Here is a 21,080-nt window from a genome sequence, read left to right as displayed (position 1 = left end):
GGCCCAGAGTGAACGGCATGGACCCATCCGTGCCCGAGGCCGTCCGCGACGAGTTCGCCCACTCCACCACCTATCTCAACACCGCCACCTGCGGGATCCTCCCGCGAGCCGCCGTCGCCGAGGTGCGGCGGCTCGCGGAGGCCGCCGGAGCCGGACTCCCGGAAGGCTTCGGCGACTTCGGCCGCGTCGAGCGGGTGCGGGAGTCCTTCGCCCGCCTGGTCGGGGTTCCCGCGGACCGCGTGGCGGTCGGTTCGGCCGTCTCCACTCATGTCGGCCTGATCTCCGCCTCCCTCCCCGGCGGCTCCGAAGTCCTCTGCCCGGAGGGCGAGTTCGCCTCGGACATCAACCCCTTCGTGGTGCGCGGCGACCTCAAGGTCCGCTTCGCCCCGCTGGAGTCCCTCGCCGAAGCCGTCGGCCCGGACACCGCCCTGGTCGCGCTGAGCGCCGTACAGTCCGCCGACGGCCGTGCGGCGGACCTGGCGGCCGTGCGCGCCGCCACCACCGCGCACGGGGCGCGGATGCTGGTCGACGCCTCCCAGGCGGCGGGCTGGCTGCCCTTCGACGCGAGCCCCTACGACTACACGGTCACCGCCGGGTACAAGTGGCTGCTCGCCTCACGCGGGGTCTCCTACCTCACGGTCTCGGAGGAGGCCCAGGACACCGTGACCCCGCTGCACGCCGGCTGGGTGGCCCTCGCCTCCATGTGGGACGCCATCTACGGCCCGCTGCGGGAACTGGCCCACGGGGCCCGGCGCTTCGACGAGTCCCCGGCCTTCCTGGCCTACCACGCGGCCGAGCCCTCGCTGGCCCTGCTGGAGCGGATCGGCATCGACGCCGTCCACGCCCACGACACCGCCCTGGCCGCCCGCTACCGCGCCGGCCTCGCCCGCCTGGGCCACGAGCCCGTCCCGGGCGCATCCCCGATCGTCTCCGTGCCGGGTCTGGCCCACCACCAGGGCGCCCTGCTCGCCGCGGGCATCCCCACGGCCGCCCGCGCGGGAAGCCTGCGGGCCTCCTTCCACCTCTACACCACCGAGGCGGACGTGGACCGGCTGCTGAACTTCCTGGAGGGCTGACCCGGCCGGGCCGGCGCGGGCTGACCCGGGCGGCCGGCCCCGGGCGGCCGGATCGACTCCGCCCGCCCGGCCGCCCGGCCTGCCGGTTCAGGCGGAGGGCAGGGCCGTCTGCCAGGCCGAGGCCGCCGCCGCGAGGGCCCCGGCCGGGTCCGCCGACAGGGCCCCGGCCAGGGCCGTCAGGCAGGAGGCCACGGTGTCCGGGGAGGCCGCCGTGCCGTAGTGGTTGACCCGGACCATCTCCCGCGCCAGCGCGCCGCCGCCCGCCGCGAGGGGGGCCGCCGGATCCGCCGCGAGGGCCTTCGCCACCACCGCGGAGGCGTCCGGGACCCGCAGGGTGGTGGCCACCGGGGCCGCCGCCGCGGCCGGGCCGACGAACGGGTCGATGCCCAGCGCCGCCGCGCCCGCGCGGGTCGCCGCCGCGGCGGCCGCGTGGCGGGCCGTCACCGCCGGCAGGCCCTTGGCCGCGATGCGGTCCAGGCAGGCCTCCAGCGCCAGCATCTCCAGCTGCGCCGGTGCGTGCGGCAGCGCGGTGCGCCCGGCGTCGATCCAGCGCTCCTTCCAGTCCAGCAGGGAGAGGTACGAGCGGCGCGGCGCCGCGGGGTTCTCCGCGAAGCGGGCCCACGCGCGGTCCGAGACCGACACCGCCGAGACCCCCGCCGGGCCGCCCATCGCCTTCTGCGCGCCGATCACGCACAGGTCCACGCCCCAGGCGTCCGGGAGCAGCGGCTCCGCGCCCACCGAGGCCACCGCGTCCAGCATGAACAGCGCCCCGTGGGCCCGTACGGCCTCGCCGATCTCCGCCACCGGGTTGGTGTTCCCGGTGGCCGCCTCCGCGTGGACCAGGGAGACGAAGTCGATCTCCGGGTGCTCGGACAGGGCCCGGTCCACCTGGGCGGCGGACACGGCGGTGTCGAAGGGGACCTCCAGGTCCACGACGTGCGCCCCGCAGTCGCGCAGCCAGTTGCCGAAGGTGGTGCCGTAGGGGCCGGTCACCACGTTCAGCGCGGTCGAACCGGGTCGTGCGCCCGACCGGATGCATCCCTCCAGCGGCAGCAGTGCCTCGCCCTGGGTGATCACCACGTCGGCCCGGGTCCCGAGCAGCTCCGCGACCCCCCGCTCGATCGACGCGAACCGCGCGGCGGTCAGGGGCGGAAGGTCCAGGAGGGGGTGGTTCACGGCGCCGCTCTCTTCGTTCGCTCGGGTCGGGGTCGTTCGTCCGGATACGTCCGGACCGACCTGGAGAGCCTACCGAGCCCGCACATAGAGTGCCGCCATGAGCGACGAGGTCAACGGAGACAGCGCACAGCCGGGTCTGCTGCACGTGAAGGGGCGGGTGCTGGTCGGGCCCGACGAGGTGCGCGACGAACTCTGGGTGATCGGCGGCCGGATCTCCTACGAGCGCCCGCGCGGCGCGGGGGAGTTCACCGAGGTCGCCGGGTGGGTCCTGCCCGGGCTGGTCGACGCGCACTGCCACGTGGGGCTCGACGCCCACGGGCCGGTGGACGCCGACACCGCGGAACGGCAGGCCCTGACCGACAGGGACGCCGGCACCCTCCTCATCCGCGATGCCGGGTCCCCGTCCGACACCCGCTGGGCCGACGCCCGCGAGGACCTGCCGAAGATCATCCGGGCGGGCCGGCACATCGCCCGGACCCGCCGCTACATCCGCAACTTCGCCCACGAGATCGAGCCCGACGACCTCGTCGCGTACGTGGGCCGCGAGGCGCGGCGCGGCGACGGCTGGGTCAAGCTGGTCGGCGACTGGATCGACCGCGAGGTCGGGGACCTGACGGCCTGCTGGCCGCGCGCCGAGGTCGAGGCGGCCATCGCCGAAGCCCACCGCCTCGGCGCGCGGGTCACCGCGCACTGCTTCGCCGAGGACTCCCTGCGGGACCTGGTCGAAGCGGGCATCGACTGCATCGAGCACGCCACGGGGCTCACCGAGGACACCATCCCGCTGTTCGCGGAGCGCGGGGTGGCCATCGTCCCGACCCTCGTGAACATCGCGACCTTCCCGAAGATGGCCGCGGGCGGCGAGGCCAAGTTCCCGCACTGGTCGGCGCACATGCGCCGGCTCCACGAGCGGCGCTACGACACCGTCCGCGCCGCCTACGACGCGGGCATCGGGGTCTACGTCGGCACGGATGCGGGGGGTTCCCTCCCGCACGGCCTGGTCGCGGCGGAGGTCGGCGAGCTCGTCAAGGCCGGGATCCCGCCGCTGCGAGCCCTCGCGGCGACGACCTGGGGTGCGCGCGAGTGGCTCGGCAGGCCCGGCCTGACCGAGGGCGCACCGGCCGACCTCGTGGTCTACGCGACCGACCCGCGGGCCGACGTACGGGCACTGGCGGCGCCGCAGCGGGTGGTGGTGAACGGGAGGGTGGTGGCCTGAGGGCCGCAGGCGTACGGGAGTTGACGGGGCGTGACGTCGGCGCCCGCACCGTCGTTGTGTACGCCCGCTGCGGGCTCGGACGGCCGAGATTCCCGGGATGGGAGGGAACTCCCGTTCCGGGTGAGGCGTATGTATTCGAACCTATGCCTGGAAACCACCCATTGGGGTGAACTCACGTCGGGTTCACCCCCGTTCACTCTCAGTGCGTAAAGATTCCCGGGTCGAGGCCGTCGGCGCGCGCAATGTCCCCCATTGGCGGCGCGACGGCTCCCATCTCCCTGGGGGTTCCACCACCTTGAACAGCAACACCTTCCGCATGCCCGCGGCCGCGCTCGTCGCCACGGGAGCGGTTGCCCTGCTCGCCGCACCGCCCGCCTTCGCCACCGGATCCCACCCGGGCACGGGCAAGGCCAGTGCCGTCGTCCTGCGCACCACCCTGGACGTGGGCCTGCTCAACAAGACCGTGCACATCCCGCTGAACGCGACCCTCAACGAGGTCACCGCCCCGGCCGACGCGGCGAAGACGGCCCTGACCGTCACCCTCGACGGGGTCGAGGGCGGAGCGCCGGTGAGCGTCCTGCGCGCCGACGTCGCCACGTCCAAGGCCACCGTCGACTCCGGCCGCGCTGAGGCCGAGGCGAACCTGGCCAAGGCCCGGATCCACGTACCCGGCCTGCCGCTGCTGTCCCTGATCGAGGTGGAGAAGGTCAGCTCCAAGGCCGTCTGCGAGGCGGGAGAGAAGCCGGTCGCCAGCGCCAACGTCCTGGGCACCGTGACCGTCCTGGGCAAGAAGGTCACCCTCTCGGCGGGCGGCCCCACCAAGGTGGAGGTCCCCAAGGTCGGCCTGGTGAGCCTGGAGCTCTCCGGCACGCAGACCACCTCCACGACGGCCGCCGCGAGCGCGCTGCGGCTCAAGGTGTCGGTGGACCCCCTCGACCTGAACGTGGCCGAGGTCGAGGGGGAGATCGTGCTCGCCGAGGCCCGCTGCGAGTCCCCGGCCGCCCCCACCGCCGAGGCTTCCACGCTGCCCGGCATCAAGCCCCAGACGGCCACCGCGGGCGGCTCCGGATCCCAGGCCGGGCTCGCCGAGACCGGAGGCGGCTCGCTCACCCCGTACGTGACGGGCGGCGCCCTGATCCTGCTCGGCTTCGGCGCCGCCGCGCTGGTCGTGACCCGGCGCGGCAAGGCCTCGTAAGGGCCTCGTGGTGCCGGGGGACCGCTCCGCCCTACTTCGTCGCGCGGGTCAGTCCCTGCTCCCCGGCGCCGCGTGACATGACGGCCTTCGTCACCTCGCGGTCGGCGGCGGCGTAGGTGCCGTCGCCGGAGGAGGCGGCGGCCTCGCAGGAGGTGCAGACGACGCGGAACGGCGGCCGCATGTCGGAGAACTGGGTGAGGTACTCGGCCTTCACCACCTCCCAGCGGCCCGGGTGGGCGGCCGCCGGGGCGAAGGTGAAGCGGGGGACCGAGGACATGTTGCCGCGGGCCTTCTCGGCCTCGTAGAAGCTGGCCACCTGGTCGCCCATGCCGTAGACCACCCAGGTGCCGTTGACCTTCTCGTACGGCTGCGGCACGTGGTTGTGGGTACCGAGGATCAGGTCGATGTCGGGGAGGCCGTCGGCCCCGCGCGAGGCGGTCAGCGTCTGGGCCAGCTCCAGCTGCTGCTTGTCCGGGGCCGTCTGCCACTCGGTGCCCCAGTGGACGCTGAGGACGACCACGTGCGCGCCGGCCGCGCGCGCGGCGCGGGCGTCGGCGATGATCCGCGCCGGGTCGATCAGGTTCACGGCCCAGGGCTTGCCCTCGGGGAGCGGGACGCCGTTCGTCCCGTACGTGTAGTCCAGTTGCGCGACCTTGGCCCCGCCGGCCTCCAGCACGGCCGGGGCCTTGGCCTCCTCGGCGCCGCGGGCCGATCCGACGTGGCGGATGCCGACGCGGTCGAGGTTGTCGAGGACGCGGACGAGGCCGTCGTACCCGTCGTCCAGGGTGTGGTTCGAGGCGGTCGAGCAGCTGTCGTAGCCGGTGTCCTTGAGGGCGTCGGCCAGTTGGTGCGGTGCCCTGAAGAGGGGGTATCCGGTGTAGGGGCCGCCGGGCCGGCCGTACGGTATCTCGTGGTGGCATATGGCCAGGTCGGCGGCGGAGACGAGGGGCTTGACCCCGGCGAGTATCTTCCGGAAGTCGTGACCGCCCTTCTCGGCGGAGTCGTCGGCGGCCCGCTGGATGATCGACGGGTACGGGATGATGTCGCCGGTGCCGACGAGGGTGAACGGCTTCGCGCCGGGCGGGGCGGAGGCCGTGGCTCCGGCCGCGGATTCGCGGCCCGGACTCGCCGCCGCCCCCGGCTTCGCCCCCAGCCGCTGCTTCGCCGCCGCCCCGCCGTCCTCGCCCGCCAGCTGCGTCACGCCGTAGACGGCGCCTCCCACCACGGCCAGTCCGGCCACGGCCGCACCTATCCTGCCGACTGTCTTCATCCCCGTACCCCCGGTGTCGCATGGTCACTACCTGCGGAAATAGTCGCGCACCCGTACGGACGCCGCCATGCGCGACCCGCGCAAACGCGCCAATGGAGTGAGGCTCGCACAGGGCGGCCGCGGCCGGCGAAGCACCCCTGGCGCGTGGCCGGTGTACCCGGGCGGTGGTCGGCCCGCCCGGGCCGTGGCCGGCGTACCCGGGCCGTGGCCGGGCCCGGGCCTCGGTCAGTGCACCCCAGCCGTGGTCAGCGCACCCAGCCGCGGTCAGCGCGCCGCGAGGGCCAGGTCGAGCGCCTGGAGGAGGCGGCCCGTCGTCGCGCGGTCGCGGACCGCCAGCCGGAGCCATGAGCGGTCCAGCCCCGGGAAGGTGTCCCCGCGGCGCACGGCGAAGCCGAGCGCGCGCAGCCGGGTGCGGATCTCGGCCGCGCCCTCGACCCGGATCAGCACGAACGGCCCCGCCGCCGTACCCGCCACCGAGATCTCCTCGAACTCCGCGAGCCCCGCGAGGAGGTGCTCCCGGTCCACCTCGATCTGCCGGGCCGCGGCCTCCGCCTCGGCCAGCGCCGCGGGGGCCACGCACGCCTCCGCCGCCACCAGGGCGGGCGTGGACACCGGCCACAGCGGCTGCGCCGCCGCCAGCTTCGCGATCACCCCGGGCTCGGCCAGCACGTAGCCGATGCGCAGCCCTGCCAGGCCCCAGGTCTTGGTCAGGCTGCGCAGCACCACCAGGCCCGGTACGTCCGTGCGCCCGGCCAGCGCCTCGCGTTCGCCGGGGACCGCGTCCATGAAGGCCTCGTCGACCACCAGGATGCGCCCGGGCCGGGCCAGCGCGGCCAGGGTCGCCGCCGGGTGCAGCACCGAGGTCGGGTTGGTCGGGTTCCCGACCACCACGAGGTCGGCCTCCTCGGGCACCGCCGCCGGGTCCAGCCGGAAGCCGTCCGCGGCCCGCAGCACCACCCGTTCCACCCGGTGGCCCGCATCGCGCAGGGCCGCCTCCGGCTCGGTGAACTGCGGATGCACCACCACGGGCCGTACGGCGCCCAGCGCCCGCGCGATCAGGACGAACGCCTCCGCGGCCCCGGCGGTCAGCAGCACCCGCTCGACCGGCAGCCCGTGCCGCAGGGCCACGGCCGCGCGGGCGGCGCGGCCGTCGGGGTACGCGGACAGGAGGTCGAGCGAAGCCGCGATCCGGTCCTTCAGCCACTGCGGCGGCGTGTGGGACCGCACGTTCACCGCGAGGTCGACCAGCTTGGCGCCCCCGTCGGCGACCTCCGCGTCCCCGTGGTGGCGCAGATCGTGCGTGTGGGCCGTGGCCACGGCGCAGGTCGCCGCGACCGACCGCCGCTTGGGTACGAGGAGTTCCCCGCCCCCGGCGAGCGCGGCGGCCTCCGCCACCGACGCGGTGCCGGCGGCCTCGCGGGCGGCGTCCGAGGGGTGCGGGACCGGGATCGCGGCCAGGCGCTCGGCGGGGTAGCTGAGCAGCGGCACGCCGAAACGTTCCGCCGCACCTGCGATGCCCGCTTCCAGGACCTTCCCCTCCACCGTGGCCAGGGCCGTCACCGACCCCGACTCCAGTCCGGCGCCGCGCAGGGTCTCCTCCACCAGCGCGCAGACCTCCGCCACGGACACGCCGGCGCGGCCACCGACCCCGACGACCAGTTGCGTCGCGTACTCGCCCAACAGGTTCACCCGTTCTCCGTCGTCGTGTTCGTGGTGCGGCTCGTGGTGGCGGCCGGGGTTCCGGCTGCGGCCAGGGTCCCGGTCAGGGTTCCGGCCGCGGTCAGGGTCCCGGTCAGGGTCCCGGCCGCGGTCAGGGTCCCCGGCCTCGTGCGCGGGGGCCGCGCGGACCGCGGGCACCGCCGGAGCGTCAACCCGCCGTGGCCCGCCACCCGGGCGCGGAAGTGCGCGGGCGGCGCGGAGTCGGTATGCAGGGGCACATGGCCGTGATCGTGGCGTTGGGTGCGTTCCTGATGACCCTGGCAGGCGGATGGACGGCGCAGCGCGTCACCGACCGCCGCCACCTCGTGCTGGGCCTGGCCAGCGGGCTGATGCTCGGCGTCGTGGGCCTCGACCTGCTCCCGGAGGCCATGCACGCCGCGGGCGACGAGGTCTTCGGCGTCCCGCTGGCCCTGCTGCTCTTCGTCGGCGGATTCCTCGCCGCGCACTGCGTGGAACGGCTCCTGGCCGTCCGCCAGGCCTCCCACGGGGGCACGAACGGCGACGGGCACCCCGACCACGTGCAGCGGGTCCCCGAGGTCGGCCTGACGGCGGCCGCCGCCATGGTCGGCCACAGCCTCGCCGACGGGGTGGCCCTCGGCGCCGCGTTCCAGGTCGGCGGGGGGATGGGCGTGGCCGTGGCACTGGCCGTCATCACCCACGACTTCGCCGACGGGTTCAACACGTACACCCTCACCCGGCTGTACGGGAACGCCCGCCGCAAGGCCCTGCTCATGCTCTTCGCGGATGCGGCCGCCCCCGTCGTGGGCGCCGCGTCCACTCTGCTGTTCACCCTTCCGGAGGAACCGCTCGGGGCCTACCTCGGCTTCTTCGGAGGCGTCCTGCTGTACCTGGCCGCCGCCGAGATCCTGCCCGAGGCCCATCACAAGCACCCCGCGCTGTCCACCCTGATGTGCACCGTCGGCGGAGTGGCCGGGATCTGGCTGGTCGTGGGCCTGGCGGAGTGAGCGGGCGGCCGACGCCGGGGGTCTGCCGTTCACCGACGGGCTGCCGCGGCCTCGGCGAACCGCAGGGCCACGGAAGGCTCCGCCGCCCAGTGCGTGTGCAGGTAGCTGGCGTGCACACCGCCGCTCACGAAGCCCTCGACCCGGCGTTCCGGATGCGTGAAGCCCCACGCCGGTGCGCCGCCCGCGCCCGGCTCGATCACCGTCCGGTGGAACTCGTGCCCGCGCAGCCGGGTCCCGGCCGGAGCCAGGACGCTGTCGGAGACGGCCACCGCCTCGCGGTAGCCGAGCGTGAGCCGCTCCGACATCCGGGCGTCGGCGTCGAGCACCCCGCACATCGGCTTCCCGTCCAGGGAGCGGGCCAGGTACAGCAGCCCCGCGCACTCCGCGGCCAGCGGACCGCCGGCCGCGGCGAACGCGGCGACGGCCTTGCGGAGCGGCTCGTTGGCGGACAGCTCCGGGGCGTACACCTCGGGGAACCCGCCGCCGATCACCAGGCCGGTGGTGCCGGGCGGGAGCGCTTCGTCCCGCAGCGGATCGAAGGTGACGACCTCCGCGCCCGCCGCGCGCAGCAGCTCCGAGTGCTCGGCGTAGGAGAACGTGAAGGCTGCGCCTCCGGCGACGGCGATGACGGGTGCGGCGCCACCGCCGGGGCTCCGCCCCGGACCCCGCGCCTCAAACGCCGGCGAGGCTGGATTCACCGGAGTCCAGGCTTCGCAGAGCAGCGGCGGGGCCGTCCGGGCCAGGGCCATCAGCGCGTCCAGGTCGCAGCCCTGGCGGACCTGTTCGGCCAGGGCCGTCACGGAGTCGAGGGCATCGCGCCGCCGCTCGGCGACCGGCACCAGCCCGAGGTGCCGGGAGGGCGCGGCCACCTGCGGAGCCCGCCGCAGGACGCCGAGCACCGGCATGCCCGCCTCCTCCAGGGCCTCCCGCAGCATCACCTCGTGCCGGTCGGAGCCGACCTTGTTCAGGATCACCCCGCCGAGCCGCACCTGCGGGTCGAAGGAGGCGAAGCCGTGCACCAGTGCCGCCACCGACCGCGACTGCGAGGACGCGTCGACGACCAGCACCACCGGCGCCCGGAGCAGCTTCGCGACCTGTGCCGTCGACGCCAGTTCACCCCGCCCCGCGGCCCCGTCGTAGAGCCCCATCACGCCTTCGACGACGGCCAGATCGCATCCGGCGGCCCCGTGCGCGAAGAGCGGAGCGACCAGCTCCGGTCCGCACATGAAGGCGTCCAGGTTGCGCCCGGGCCGGCCCGTGGCCAGCGCGTGGTAGCCCGGGTCTATGTAGTCGGGCCCGGCCTTGTGCGGGGACACGGCCAGGCCGCGCTCCGAGAAGGCCGCCATCAGGCCCGTCGCCACGGTGGTCTTGCCGCTGCCGGAGGAGGGCGCGGCGATGACCAGTCTCGGTACGTTGAACGAGGTCACCACTCGATGCCCTTCTGGCCCTTCTGGCCGGCGTCCATCGGGTGCTTGACCTTGGTCATCTCGGTGACGAGGTCCGCGAACTCCACCAGCTTCTCCGGTGCGTTGCGCCCGGTGATCACCACGTGCTGGGTTCCGGGACGGTTCCGCAGCACCTCGACGACCTCGTCGACGTCGATCCAGCCCCAGTGCATCGGGTACGCGAACTCGTCCAGCACGTACAGCTTGTGCGTCTCGGCGGCCAGATCGCGCTTGACCTGCTCCCAGCCCTCCTTGGCCGCCTGCTCGTTGTCGAGCTGCGCGTCGCGCTGGACCCAGGACCAGCCCTCGCCCATCTTGTGCCAGACGACGGAGCCGCCCTCGCCGGAGGCGCCGAGCACCTTCAGCGCGTTCTCCTCGCCGACCTTCCACTTCGCCGACTTGACGAACTGGAACACCCCGATCGGCCAGCCCTGGTTCCAGGCGCGCAGCGCCAGACCGAAGGCGGCCGTCGACTTGCCCTTGCCCGGCCCCGTGTGGACGAAGACGAGCGGGCGGTTGCGGCGCTGACGCGTCGTGAGTCCGTCGTCCGGAACGACGGACGGCTGTCCCTGCGGCATTACGCGGCCCTCCTGAGGGTCGGGGATGGGGTACGGACGTTCTTCACGAGCCCGGCCAGCGAATCGGCCCGCAGCCCGTCGAGGGTGACGGCCGGGCCGCCCAGATCGGCGGCCAGTGCTCCGGCCAGCCCGAGCCGGACCGGACCCGATTCGCAGTCCACGACCACGGAGGCGACCCCGCCGGCCGCCAGCAGCCGGGCGCTGCGCGCCGAAAGCTCGCGCGGGTCGCCGCCCACGGCGCCGGCCGAGGTGGCCCGCCCGTCGGTGACGACCACGAGCAGCGGGCGCCGGCTCGGATCCCGCAGCCGCTCGATCCGCAGCACCTCGTGGGCCTTCAGCAGTCCGGCGGCGAGCGGGGTGCGGCCGCCGGTCGGCAGGTTCTCCAGCCGGGTCGCGGCGGCGTCGACGGAGGAGGTGGGCGGCAGGGCGAGCTCGGCCGAGGAACCCCGGAAGGTGATCAGGCCGACCTTGTCCCGGCGCTGGTAGGCGTCGAGCAGCAGGGACAGCACCGCACCCTTGACGGCGCTCATGCGCTGCCGGGCCGCCATGGAACCGGAGGCGTCGACCAGGAACAGGACGAGGTTGCCCTCGCGTCCCTCGCGGGTCGCCTGGCGCAGGTCGTCCTTGCGGACGACCAGCCCGCGCCCGGTGCGCCCGCGCGCCTTCTGGTGCGGGGCGGCGGCGTGGACGGTCGCCGCCAGGTGCAGCTTGGTCAGCTGGCCCCGGGGGCGCTGGGCGCCCGTGGTGCGGCCGTGGGCGGTACGGGCGCGCGAACGCCGCCCGGACGCGCCCTCGCCGAGGCCCGGGACGCTGAGCATCTTGGTGCGGAACGGCTCGGCGGCCCGTACGGCCGCCTGCTCGGCCGGGCCGGCCGCCGCCTCGTCCTCCCGTGAGTCCTCCCGAGCGTTCTCCTGGGCGGACGGCTGCGTCTCGGGAGCCTCCGGAGCCTGCGGCTCCGCCTCGGGTGCCTCCGGCCCCGAGCCCTGCGGGGGTACGCCGCCCCCGCCGTCGGGGCCGTCGGAGCCCCCGTCGTCCGGGCCGCCGTCCTCCGGGCCCTCGCCGGGACCCTCCGGCTCCGGCTCCGGCTCGGGCTCCGGCTCGTCGTCCGGGAACCCGTCCAGGATCCGGTCCAGCTTCTCCTCGTCGAGCCCGGGGGCGTCGAAGGGGTTGCGGCGGCGCCGGTGGGGGAGGGCCAGCAGGGCGGCCTGCCGCACGTCCTCCTTGCGCACCTCGGTCCGCCCGGCCCAGGCAGCGAGCGCGGTCGCGGTACGGGCCATCACGATGTCGGCGCGCATCCCGTCGACCTCGAAACCGGCGCAGGTCGCGGCGATCTGCAGCAGCGAGGTGTCGCCTAGGTGCACCTGCGGGAGCAGGGCCCGCGCGGCCACCACCCGGGCGCGCACCTCCTCCTCGTCCCCGGACCAGCGGCCCGCGAACCCCGCGGGGTCGTCCTCGTAGGCGAGGCGGCGACGCACCACCTCCACCCGCTGGAGGGGCTCGCGGGAGGCGGCGACCTCGACGGTCAGCCCGAACCGGTCGAGCAGCTGTGGGCGGAGCTCGCCCTCCTCGGGGTTCATCGTGCCGACGAGGAGGAAGCGGGCGGCGTGCCGTACGGAGACGCCCTCGCGCTCGACGTAGGAGGCGCCCATCGCGGCGGCGTCGAGGAGCAGGTCGATGAGGTGGTCGTGGAGCAGGTTGACCTCGTCGACGTACAGGATCCCGCGGTGCGCGTCGGCCAGCAGGCCGGGCTCGAAGGCCTTCACGCCTTCGGAGAGGGCGCGTTCGATGTCCAGGGCGCCGACGAGCCGGTCCTCGGAGGCGCCGACGGGCAGCTCCACCATCCGGGCGGGCCGCGCGGCGGCCGGTCCCGGCTCGTGGGGGCCGTCGGGGCAGGCGGGGTCCGGGGCGGTGGGCGCGCAGCTGAACCGGCAGCCCGGGACCACCTCCACCTGGGGCAGCAGGGTGGACAGGGCCCGGACGGCGGTGGACTTGGCGGTCCCCTTCTCACCGCGCACGAGAACACCGCCGACCGCGGGGCTCACCGCGTTGAGCAGCAGCGCGAGGCGCAGGTCGGTCTGGCCGACCAGGGCGGTGAACGGGTAGGGCGTGCTCATGCGGTGGCCCCTTCTTGTATGCGGGTACGGATTGGCGTGCGGGTGGCGGTGGTGCCGGTGTCTGCGCGGCGGCTGCGGAATGTGGTGCCGGGCTGCGGGTTGCCGCTGCGCGGGGCAGATCCCCTACCCTCCCTTCGCCCGTTCCCCGGGCTTCGCCCGGACCCCCCTGGGGCTCCACCCCAGACCCTGGTCCTCAAACGCCGGACGGCTGGATGTGGCCGGGCACGGCCCGCATGTGAGGCTGGACCAGAGCCGGCCGGGCTCCAGCCACGATCCAGCCCCTCCGGCATTTGAGGAGCGGGGGTCCGGGGGCGGGCCCCCGGGAACGGCGTCGCACGTTCGAGGGGTCCGGGCGTAGCCCGGGGAACGGTGGAAGGGCGGGTAGGGGACGGCCCCCGCAGGGACGGGGACGTCATGGTGCGCCCGGGGGGAGGAAGGGGAGGCCCGCCGGGGCGCCGGTCTCGATCAGGCTCAGCAGCGCAGCGGTGTCCGCGTGTTCCTCGATCAGGTCGCCGAGCAGGTCGAGCTGCTCCTCCCGCAGGGAGGCGAAGGAGGTGTCCGGGGAAGGGACGAAGCGGCGGCCCGCCGCCGAGGCGACCTCGCGGAGGAAGGCCCGGCGGAAGCCGTCCGACTCCAGCGAGCCGTGCCAGTGGGTGCCCCACACCGCTCCGACCCGGCAGCCGTCCAGGAAGGGGGTCCCGCCGAGGACTTCGGCCACCCCGTGGTGGATCTCGTAGCCGGAGACCTCCTCGCCCAGCGCCGAACCCACCGGCCGGGCCAGGGTCTTCTCCCGCTCGAAGCGCACCCGGACGGGAAGCAGCCCGAGCCCCGGCACGGAGCCGGCCTTGGACTCGACCTCGTCCTCGATGTGTTCGCCCAGGACCTGGAACCCGCCGCAGATGCCCAGCACCGGCCGGCCCTCCGCGGCCCGCCGGGCCAGCGCGTCCGCGAGTCCGCGCTCGCGCAGCCAGGCCAGGGCCTTGACCGTGCCGCGGGTGCCGGGGACGACGACCAGGTCCGCGTCGGCCAGTTCCTCGGCGCGGTCCACGAACCGCACGACCACGCCCGGCTCCGCCGCGAGCGCGTCGACGTCCGTGAAGTTGGACATCAGCGGCACCGCGCAGACCGCGACCCGCAGCACGTCCTCGCCCACGGGCGGGGCGACCACGGATTCCCGTACCGCGCCCCGCAGGGAGACCCGCAGGCCGTCCTCCTCGTCGATGCCCAGCCCGTGCTGGAAGGGGAGCACCCCGTACGTGGCCCGGCCGGTCAGGCCGCGCAGCATCTCCATGCCCGGTTCCAGCAGGGTGACGTCGCCGCGGAACTTGTTGACGAGGTAGCCCGCGATCAGCGACTGGTCCTCGGGCGAGAGCAGCGCGGTCGTGCCGAAGAAGGAGGCGAAGACCCCGCCCCGGTCGATGTCGCCGACGACGACCACCGGGAACCGCGCGGCCCGCGCGATGCCCATGTTCACGATGTCGGTCCGGCGCAGGTTGATCTCGGCCGGGCTGCCCGCCCCCTCGCAGATCACGGCGTCATACGTGCCCCGCAACTGCTCCAGGCAGTCCGTGACGATGCCGAGCAACTGCTCCTGACGCCCTCCGTGGTAGCCGCGCGCGCTCATCTCGCCCACCGGCTTTCCCAGCAGCACCACCTGGCTGCTGCGGTCGCTGCCGGGCTTGAGCAGCACCGGGTTCATCAGCGCGGTCGGCTCGACCCGGGCCGCCTGGGCCTGCATGGCCTGCGCGCGGCCGATCTCGGCGCCCTCCCGGGTCACGAAGGAGTTCAGCGACATGTTCTGCGCCTTGAACGGGGCCACCTTCACGCCCTGCCGGGCCAGCCACCGGCAGATGCCCGCCGTGACCACGCTCTTGCCCGCGTCCGAGGTCGTACCGGCGACGAGGAGGCCCCCGCCGCGCTTCGCGCCGCTCATGCGCGCCGTCCCTTCGTCTTCGCCGTACGAGAGGCGAGCCGGGCGGCCAGCGTCCGGACGGCCACGCAGGCCCCGAACGCCAGCCACGTCACCCGGCGCGACAGCCGCACCGCCCGTTCGATGTCGGCGACCTCCACGGGCCGCCCGGCCGCTCCGTTGAGCACGGCCCGGTGTTCGACCCGGCCCGCGTACGCGAGGGTCCCGCCCAGCCGTACGCCGAGGGCCCCGGCGAAGGAGGACTCGACCGGTCCGGCGTTGGGGCTCGGGTGCTTGGCGGCGTCCGCGCGCCAGGCCCGTACGGCTCCCCGCCGGTCGGGCCCGGCCAGTACGGCGGCCAGGGCCGTCAGCCGGGCGCCCGGCCAGCCGGCCACGTCGTCGAGCCGGGCCGAGGCCCAGCCGTAGCGCAGGTGGCGGGGGGACTTGTGGCCGATCATCGCGTCCAGGGTGTTCACGGCGCGGAAGGCCAGCAGCCCGGGGACGCCGGCGACGGCGCCCCACACCAGGGCCCCGACCACGGCGTCGGAGGTGTTCTCGGCGACCGATTCGACGACCGCGCGGGCCATCTGCTGCTCGTCCAGTGCCTGCGGGTCGCGGCCGCACAGGTGGGGGAGCCGTTCGCGGGCGACTTCGGCGTCCCCGGCGGCGAGCGCGCCGCCGATGGCGCGGGCCTCACGGCCCAGCGAGGTGCCGCCCACGACGGCCCAGGTGGCGGCGGCGGTGAGGGCGATGCGGGCGGCAGCGGGCCGGGAGCGCACGGCGCGGGCGCCCAGCGCGCCGACGGCGGCGGCGCCCCCGGCGCACAGCACGGTGTGCAGGACGCCCCGCGCGCGGTCGTCGCGCCACAGGGCGCGTTCGACGGCGGCGGCGGCTCGTCCGAAGGCGGCCACGGGGTGCCCTCGGCGCGGATCCCCGAGGATCCGGTCGCCGATCAGGCCCGCCGTGACGCCGTACGCGAAGACGCGATCGGCACGCATGGTGGCAGGTAGGTCCTCACTCAGGGTCCGCGCCCTGGTTCGACGTGTCCGGCGGCGAGAGTTCCTGGCTCCCGGCCGCACCCGGCCTGGGGCCCGTGCGTGCCGGTGACAGTGGCGGGACCGCGCCGGATTCGCACCGGACTTCCTCTCCATGCCGCCGTAATGGCTCGGGCAGTCCACCACGCAGCGCTAAGGCCCGTCAACTCGCGGTTGACCTGCGGCGGGGTGGCGTCGCCTGCGGCTCCGGGCAGGCCCCGGGCAGGCCCCGGGCACGCTCCGGGCATGCGAAAGCTCCCTCCGGGACGAACCCCGAGGGAGCCTTCGTACGTGCCGTCCGGCGCCTCAGGCGACGATCAGGTAGATCCCGTAGGCCACGGCCGCCGCGCAGAGCGCGAAGCAGGCGTACGCACCGCTGCGGGCCAGGGTGGCGGCGCCGCCCTGCTCGGTGGCGGCCTCGTGCTTGGAGAGCCCCATCAGGCCCAGGGTGAACAGGGTCACCAGGACGACGGTGGCGGAGAGGCTGACCCCGAAGACGGAGCCGAGTGCTTCCCAGTCGATCTTCATACCGCTGAATCCTCTGTCGTTCTCGGGGTCAGACCGCTGCGGCCGGGGCCGCGGGGGTCGCCGTCGCGGAGGCCGGGATGGTGGCCTTGAGCTCCTCGTCCGTCACCGCGGCGGTGCTGCCGGCGGCTGCGGTCGGCGGAACGGCGACGGCGGCCATGGCCGTGGTGACGGCGCCGGCCGGCTCCTCGGCGCCGGCCGGGGCGACCTCGTTGACGTTGGTGTGGTCGACGACCTGGCGGCGCGAGATCAGCCAGATGGCGACGCAGGAGCCGATCAGGAAGACCGTGACGCCGGCGACGCCGATGTCACCGGTGCGCATGACCAGCTCGGCGCCGGCGGAGACCAGGGCGGCGGCCGGCAGGGTCAGACCCCAGGCCATGAACATGCGGGAGGCGGTGGACCAGCGGACCACGCCGCCCTTGCGTCCCAGACCCGAGCCCATGACGGCGCCGGAGCACGCGTGGGTGGTCGAGAGGGAGAAGCCCAGGTGCGAGGAGGCCAGGATGACGCTGGCGGCCGAGGTCTGGGCGGCGAAGCCCTGCTGCGGCTGCAGGTCGGTCAGGCCGCTGCCCATGGTGCGGATGATGCGCCAGCCGCCCAGGTAGGTGCCCATCGCGATGGCCATGCCGGCGGAGACGATGACCCAGACCGGCGGGTTGGAGCCGGGAGCGAGGGCGCCGCCGGCGACGAGCGCCAGGGTGATGATGCCCATCGTCTTCTGCGCGTCGTTGGTGCCGTGCGCCAGCGAGACGAGACCCGCGGAAGCGATCTGGCCGGCGCGGTAGCCCTTGGCCGAGGTCTTCTCGCCCATGCCCTTGCCGACCTTGTACGTGACCTTCGTGGCCAGGTACGCGGCGAAGCCGGCGACCAGCGGCGCGGCGATCGCGGGGATCAGCACCTTGGTGACGACGACGCTGCCGTTGACGGCGCCCATGCCGGCGGAGGCCACGGCCGCACCGATCAGGCCGCCCATCAGGGCGTGCGAGGAACTGGAGGGCAGGCCGACCAGCCAGGTGACGAGGTTCCAGAGGATCGCGCCGACCAAGGCGGCGAAGATGACCTCCGGCTGGATGCCTTCCTCGTTGACCAGTCCCTTGGAGATCGTCTTGGCGACCTCCACGGACATGAAAGCGCCGACGAGGTTGAGCACGGCGGACATGGCCACCGCGGTCTTGGGCTTGAGGGCGCCGGTCGAGATGGTGGTGGCCATCGCGTTGGCCGTGTCGTGAAAACCGTTCGTGAAATCGAACACGAGAGCGGTGATGATCACGATCCCGAGGAGAAGCGTTATGTGCTCCATTTACCCAGGCTTCTGTTTGACGTCAGTGGTTCGTGGACCGTAGGCAACCTGGATGAACGGAAGGTGAACTGACAGGGATCAAGTGGTGTACCGGTGCGGCACTTGATCGGGACCTTCGTCCCGGCAGGTAGGTTGATATGTCGATTAATGCATGTCACGGCGGGGTGTCCACATGTTTCGGGGCGGGACTTCCGGTAGGGGCCCACGGGTGCCCGGGGGCCCCGAAGAGACCTAGATCACCCTCCGTGCGCCCCCTGTGGGCCGCCGTCCGGAACGATCCGCTCCGGTGGCCCGCCGCCCGGTCCGCCTCGACACTGGAGCCGTGCGTACCGCTACCGCGACGGCAGCCGCCGTCACCACGACCCTGCTCGGCGCCGGCGCGGCCGCCGTCACCGCCGCCGCGCTCGCCGGCCGGTACGCCGCCGACGCGGCACTGCGGACCGAGCCCGGCCGTCCGCTCCCCGGCAGCCCCCGGCTCACCGTCCACTCCACCGCGGCCGGCCGCGTCGAGCTGACCCGCTCGCTCGCCTCGCTGCGCCCCGGCACCTACGGGCTGACCGCCCCGGGCGTGCACGCCGTGGTCGGGCCCGTCCTGCCCGGCGCCCCGCACGGCCCCGACACGGTGGTGCGCAGGCTCGTCGCCGTCACCCACGGCAGCCTCGACCCCGGAACCCGCGTCACCCTCACCCCCCAGGTCCACCTGGGCAACCCGGGCACCGCCCTCGGGCTGGACCACGCCGACGTGGACGTCCCCGGAGAGCTCGGGGCGCTGCCCGCCTGGTTCGTGCCCGGCGCCCGCGACACCTGGGTGATCACCGTCCACGGGCTCGGAGCCACCCGCGAGCACCCGATGGTGGTCATGCCCTTCCTCCACCGCAACAAGCTGCCCGTCCTGGACCTCGGCTACCGGGGCGACCTCGGCGCCCCCGGGTCACCGGACGGCCTCGGCCACCTCGGCGAGTCCGAATGGCGCGATCTCGACGCCGCCATCCGCTACGCCCTGCGCTACGGAGCCCGCCGCGTGGTCCTGCACGGCTGGTCGACCGGCGCCACCATGGCCCTGCACGCCGCCGAGCGCTCGGCGCTGGCCGACCGGATCTGCGGGCTGGTCCTCGACTCGCCCGTACTGGACTGGCACGCCACCCTGCGCGCCCTCGCCGCCGCCCGCCGCACCCCGGCCGCCCTCCTCCCGTTCGCCGTCAAGGCGGCCGAAGGCCGTGCGGGCCTGCGCGCCGACCGGCGGGCTCCGGGGTCGGATCCGGCGCTGCTGAAGGTGCCCGCACTGGTCTTCCACGGCCCCGACGACGCGCTCGCCCCCTGGGAACCCGCGCGCCGGCTCGCCGCGGCGCGCCCCGACCTCGTCACCCTGCACTCCGTTTCCGGCGCCTCCCACGGGGCGATGTGGAACGCCGACCCGGCCGCCTACGAGGAGGCGCTGCGCCGGTTCCTGACCCCTTTCATGTGAAGCGCCGGGTGACGGACCGTCGGACGGGTTGTCCGAAGAGTGTGGGGTTGGCGGGACCGAAGGGGTGGATCGTCCCGTTCTGTCCCCGAGGCGCCTTGTGGCAATGGCTGGTTCCGTTTGGGCTTTCGGCCAGTGACGGGCGAGACTGCTCACGTGACGTCCCGAAAGCCTGATGAGCAGTTGGCTCGCGACTCCAGACTCCGACTCGTCGCCCCGCGGTCCGTGGCCACGGCCCGCAAGGCGGTGACCGACCGGCGCACCCGGACCGCCCCGCGGCCTCCGGCGGGCACGCCCGCCACGGCCGACCTCGCGAACAGGGCACGCGCCTCCCTCTCCGACGCGGTACGGCTCGCCCGCTGGGCCGAGCTCCACCTCGGCACGGCGGACGGCACCGGGCCCGCCCTCGCGGGCGCCCTGCCCGCCGCCGACGCCGAACGCGCCGCCGACCGGCTGCGCCTGACACCGGGCCAGATCCGGGTCGGCTGGGACCGCGCCCGCCTCGCCGGCCTCATCGAGATGCACGGCGGACACGCCCGCCCGGGCTGGCGCCTGCGCGCCTGGGACCGGGACGACACGGCCGTCCTGCGCGGCTGGGTCGCCCTCTTCGACGCCTGGTCGCTCGTGCACCCGGCCCCCGCCGACATCGCCCCCGCGGCCGTCGCCGAGGTGGTCGAGGCCATGCCCCAGCTGCTCTCCCTGCTCCAGCTCTCCGCCGGCCCCGTGACCGTCCCCGATCTGCTGGACCTGCTCCGGCAGCGCGTCGACGAACTGCGCGACGAGCGGTGCGAGGTCCCCTACGAGTCCACCGCGCAGGCGGACGCCACCGCCGCGGGCCCGACGGGCTCGGTGCCGACGGCCTCCGTGCCGACGGGTACCGGTCCGGCCGCCCCCGCGACGGCCGGTGCCGCCGCACCGCCCTTCCCGCTCGCCCGGCTGCTGCGCTGGGCGCTCGGCGGTCTCGCCGCCGTCGACGCCGTCACCCTCGGTCCCGCCCGGGCCGCCCTCACCCCGCTCGGGAGCTGGGCCGTCTGGGTCAAGCTGGAGCAGATCTGCGTCGCCGCGCAGAGCCCGGCCGGGAACATCGAGCAGTCCGCCGCCGCCATGCTCCACGGCTGCGCACGGCTCACCCCCGGCCCGGCCCGCGCCGAATACCAGGCCTGGCTGGCCGCCCGGCCCGTCGGCCACGCGGTCTCCGAGCTGCTGCACGCGGCCCGCGGCCAGGACGCCCTGCTGCGCGGGCTCGCCTTCGAAGCCCTGCGGGTGGTCGGAGCCCCCGCGGAGCCCGAGGTGCGGGGGGCCTCCCGCGAGGCCGCACTGCGCCCCTACGCCCTGCTCTGGCTCGCCGAGCACGACGGGGTCGACCCCGACGAGGCGCAGGACGTGCTCACCGCCGAGGAGCAGACCTGGCTCTGGGTGGACACCGCGGCCGCCATCGCCGACCACGGCGAGGCCGAGCTGCTCGCCCGCCACCTGGACTCGGCGGTGCGGACCACGGTCCCGCGCCTCCTCGACGAGGTCCGCGCGGTCGGGCACCCCCGCACCGTGCAGGTGCTGGTCGCGCTCGCCGCCGCCCATCCCGATCCCGCCCTGGCCAAGGCGGTGCGCCGGGCCGCCTTCCAGGTGCACACCGGCGGCGCGTAGCGCGCCCGTACGGGAATCGCGTGCGCGCCGCCGGCCCCTCAGACCTGCGGCGCGTACGTCCCGAAGCTCCACACGTTGCCCTCGGCGTCCCGGGCCATGTAGTCCCGCGAGCCGTAGTCCTGGTCGGTCGGCTCCATCACGATCTCCACGCCGTGCTCGACGGCCCTGCGGTGGTGCGCGTCCACGTCGTCGACGAGCACGTAGACCCCGGCCGGGCCGGCCTTCTCCATCGCCTTGGCGAAGAGGCCGCCGGTGCCCTTGCTGCCGAGCATCACCATGCCGTTCCCGTAGGACAGCTCGGCGTGCGCCACCGTGCCGTCCTCGCCCTCGTACGCGGCGACCTGGGTGAAGCCGAAGGCCTCGGTGAGCAGTTGGATGGCGGCCTTGGCATCGGTGTACAGCAGGGTCGGACAGATGGACGGAACGCCTGCCATGACGATCACTCCCTCTCG

18 protein-coding genes and 1 riboswitch are annotated in these 21,080 nt (G+C 74.8%); of the genes, 6 read left to right on the top strand and 12 right to left on the bottom strand.

Going from position 1 to position 21,080, the window contains the following annotated elements:
- The first annotated feature begins 17 nt into the window (after window positions 1-17).
- A complete protein-coding gene (locus ACIA8F_RS06315) occupies window positions 18-1,076 on the top strand; it encodes an aminotransferase class V-fold PLP-dependent enzyme (protein ID WP_399377077.1) in 1,059 nt (352 codons plus the stop codon).
- Between the two features lie 87 nt (window positions 1,077-1,163).
- On the opposite strand, the gene ACIA8F_RS06310 is transcribed toward ACIA8F_RS06315, so the two are convergent.
- Window positions 1,164-2,252, bottom strand: a complete 1,089-nt coding sequence (locus ACIA8F_RS06310; protein ID WP_399377076.1) for a pyridoxal-phosphate-dependent aminotransferase family protein — start codon at window positions 2,250-2,252, stop codon at window positions 1,164-1,166.
- Between the two features lie 97 nt (window positions 2,253-2,349).
- On the opposite strand from ACIA8F_RS06310, the gene ACIA8F_RS06305 reads away from it, so the two are divergent.
- On the top strand, window positions 2,350-3,465 hold the full coding sequence (locus ACIA8F_RS06305) for an amidohydrolase family protein (RefSeq protein WP_399377075.1): 1,116 nt from the start codon (window positions 2,350-2,352) through the stop codon (window positions 3,463-3,465).
- 295 nt (window positions 3,466-3,760) lie between these two features.
- Window positions 3,761-4,660, top strand: coding sequence for an SCO1860 family LAETG-anchored protein (locus tag ACIA8F_RS06300; RefSeq protein ID WP_399377074.1), 900 nt, complete (start codon window positions 3,761-3,763; stop codon window positions 4,658-4,660).
- A 31-nt stretch (window positions 4,661-4,691) separates the two neighbouring features.
- Here ACIA8F_RS06300 and ACIA8F_RS06295 read toward each other — a convergent pair whose 3' ends face one another.
- From ACIA8F_RS06295 to ACIA8F_RS06285, 3 genes are all read right to left on the bottom strand, one after another.
- The gene (locus ACIA8F_RS06295; RefSeq protein ID WP_399377073.1) at window positions 4,692-5,930 is read right to left on the bottom strand and encodes a CapA family protein; all 1,239 of its coding nucleotides are present in this window, start codon (window positions 5,928-5,930) and stop codon (window positions 4,692-4,694) included.
- 264 nt (window positions 5,931-6,194) lie between these two features.
- Window positions 6,195-7,619, bottom strand: coding sequence for an Rv2231c family pyridoxal phosphate-dependent protein CobC (gene cobC / locus ACIA8F_RS06290; RefSeq protein WP_399377072.1), 1,425 nt, complete (start codon window positions 7,617-7,619; stop codon window positions 6,195-6,197).
- Window positions 7,616-7,867 carry a hypothetical protein gene (locus tag ACIA8F_RS06285; protein WP_399377071.1) on the bottom strand — a complete coding sequence of 84 codons (252 nt, stop codon included), beginning with the start codon at window positions 7,865-7,867 and terminating at the stop codon, window positions 7,616-7,618. Before ACIA8F_RS06285 ends, cobC begins: the two co-directional genes overlap by 4 nt.
- Here ACIA8F_RS06285 and ACIA8F_RS06280 point away from each other — a divergent pair, their 5' ends adjacent.
- The gene (locus ACIA8F_RS06280; protein WP_399377070.1) at window positions 7,868-8,614 is read left to right on the top strand and encodes a ZIP family metal transporter; all 747 of its coding nucleotides are present in this window, start codon (window positions 7,868-7,870) and stop codon (window positions 8,612-8,614) included.
- Window positions 8,615-8,643: 29 nt separating this feature from the next.
- Here ACIA8F_RS06280 and ACIA8F_RS06275 read toward each other — a convergent pair whose 3' ends face one another.
- The 7 genes from ACIA8F_RS06275 to ACIA8F_RS06245 all read right to left on the bottom strand — a co-directional run bounded on the left by ACIA8F_RS06275 (window position 8,644) and on the right by ACIA8F_RS06245 (window position 17,522).
- Window positions 8,644-10,044, bottom strand: a complete 1,401-nt coding sequence (locus tag ACIA8F_RS06275; protein WP_399377069.1) for a cobyrinate a,c-diamide synthase — start codon at window positions 10,042-10,044, stop codon at window positions 8,644-8,646.
- Complete coding sequence (gene cobO, locus ACIA8F_RS06270; protein WP_243338462.1) at window positions 10,038-10,637, bottom strand: cob(I)yrinic acid a,c-diamide adenosyltransferase; 600 nt, start codon at window positions 10,635-10,637, stop codon at window positions 10,038-10,040. Before cobO ends, ACIA8F_RS06275 begins: the two co-directional genes overlap by 7 nt.
- Entirely contained in the window at window positions 10,637-12,751 is a 2,115-nt protein-coding gene (locus ACIA8F_RS06265; protein WP_399377068.1) for a putative cobaltochelatase, read from the bottom strand. Before ACIA8F_RS06265 ends, cobO begins: the two co-directional genes overlap by 1 nt.
- A 412-nt stretch (window positions 12,752-13,163) precedes the next feature.
- Entirely contained in the window at window positions 13,164-14,684 is a 1,521-nt protein-coding gene (locus ACIA8F_RS06260; protein ID WP_399377067.1) for a cobyric acid synthase, read from the bottom strand.
- The gene (locus ACIA8F_RS06255) at window positions 14,681-15,658 is read right to left on the bottom strand and encodes a cobalamin biosynthesis protein (protein ID WP_399377066.1); all 978 of its coding nucleotides are present in this window, start codon (window positions 15,656-15,658) and stop codon (window positions 14,681-14,683) included. Before ACIA8F_RS06255 ends, ACIA8F_RS06260 begins: the two co-directional genes overlap by 4 nt.
- A 58-nt stretch (window positions 15,659-15,716) precedes the next feature.
- Window positions 15,717-15,807: riboswitch (cobalamin riboswitch) on the bottom strand.
- Window positions 15,808-16,000: 193 nt separating this feature from the next.
- The gene (locus ACIA8F_RS06250; protein ID WP_243338472.1) at window positions 16,001-16,222 is read right to left on the bottom strand and encodes a hypothetical protein; all 222 of its coding nucleotides are present in this window, start codon (window positions 16,220-16,222) and stop codon (window positions 16,001-16,003) included.
- Window positions 16,223-16,250: 28 nt separating this feature from the next.
- Window positions 16,251-17,522 (bottom strand): anion permease, encoded by a 1,272-nt coding sequence (locus ACIA8F_RS06245; protein ID WP_399377065.1) that lies wholly within the window; start codon window positions 17,520-17,522, stop codon window positions 16,251-16,253.
- A 322-nt stretch (window positions 17,523-17,844) separates the two neighbouring features.
- On the opposite strand from ACIA8F_RS06245, the gene ACIA8F_RS06240 reads away from it, so the two are divergent.
- On the top strand, window positions 17,845-18,987 hold the full coding sequence (locus ACIA8F_RS06240) for an alpha/beta hydrolase family protein (protein ID WP_399377063.1): 1,143 nt from the start codon (window positions 17,845-17,847) through the stop codon (window positions 18,985-18,987).
- Between the two features lie 153 nt (window positions 18,988-19,140).
- A complete protein-coding gene (locus ACIA8F_RS06235) occupies window positions 19,141-20,628 on the top strand; it encodes a hypothetical protein (RefSeq protein WP_399377061.1) in 1,488 nt (495 codons plus the stop codon).
- Between the two features lie 38 nt (window positions 20,629-20,666).
- Here ACIA8F_RS06235 and ACIA8F_RS06230 read toward each other — a convergent pair whose 3' ends face one another.
- Window positions 20,667-21,062 carry a VOC family protein gene (locus ACIA8F_RS06230; RefSeq protein ID WP_399377060.1) on the bottom strand — a complete coding sequence of 132 codons (396 nt, stop codon included), beginning with the start codon at window positions 21,060-21,062 and terminating at the stop codon, window positions 20,667-20,669.
- Window positions 21,063-21,080 lie beyond the last annotated feature (18 nt).

The organism is Streptomyces sp. NPDC051563, from assembly GCF_044454225.1.
GTDB lineage: Bacteria > Actinomycetota > Actinomycetes > Streptomycetales > Streptomycetaceae > Streptomyces.
Note: the sequence above shows the minus strand (reverse complement) of the source record. Positions and strands in the feature narration are given on the sequence as shown.

What these genes read in the sequence shown, in the direction of transcription:
- ACIA8F_RS06305 (WP_399377075.1), top strand. Translation starts at nt 2,350, where the DNA reads ATGAGCGACGAGGTCAACGGAGACAGCGCACAGCCGGGTCTGCTGCAC.
- ACIA8F_RS06250 (WP_243338472.1), bottom strand. Translation starts at nt 16,222, where the DNA reads ATGAAGATCGACTGGGAAGCACTCGGCTCCGTCTTCGGGGTCAGCCTC.
- ACIA8F_RS06245 (WP_399377065.1), bottom strand. Translation starts at nt 17,522, where the DNA reads ATGGAGCACATAACGCTTCTCCTCGGGATCGTGATCATCACCGCTCTC.
- cobO (WP_243338462.1), bottom strand. Translation starts at nt 10,637, where the DNA reads ATGCCGCAGGGACAGCCGTCCGTCGTTCCGGACGACGGACTCACGACG.
- ACIA8F_RS06295 (WP_399377073.1), bottom strand. Translation starts at nt 5,930, where the DNA reads ATGAAGACAGTCGGCAGGATAGGTGCGGCCGTGGCCGGACTGGCCGTG.
- ACIA8F_RS06265 (WP_399377068.1), bottom strand. Translation starts at nt 12,751, where the DNA reads ATGAGCACGCCCTACCCGTTCACCGCCCTGGTCGGCCAGACCGACCTG.
- ACIA8F_RS06280 (WP_399377070.1), top strand. Translation starts at nt 7,868, where the DNA reads ATGGCCGTGATCGTGGCGTTGGGTGCGTTCCTGATGACCCTGGCAGGC.
- ACIA8F_RS06255 (WP_399377066.1), bottom strand. Translation starts at nt 15,658, where the DNA reads ATGCGTGCCGATCGCGTCTTCGCGTACGGCGTCACGGCGGGCCTGATC.
- ACIA8F_RS06260 (WP_399377067.1), bottom strand. Translation starts at nt 14,684, where the DNA reads ATGAGCGGCGCGAAGCGCGGCGGGGGCCTCCTCGTCGCCGGTACGACC.
- ACIA8F_RS06315 (WP_399377077.1), top strand. Translation starts at nt 18, where the DNA reads ATGGACCCATCCGTGCCCGAGGCCGTCCGCGACGAGTTCGCCCACTCC.
- ACIA8F_RS06230 (WP_399377060.1), bottom strand. Translation starts at nt 21,062, where the DNA reads ATGGCAGGCGTTCCGTCCATCTGTCCGACCCTGCTGTACACCGATGCC.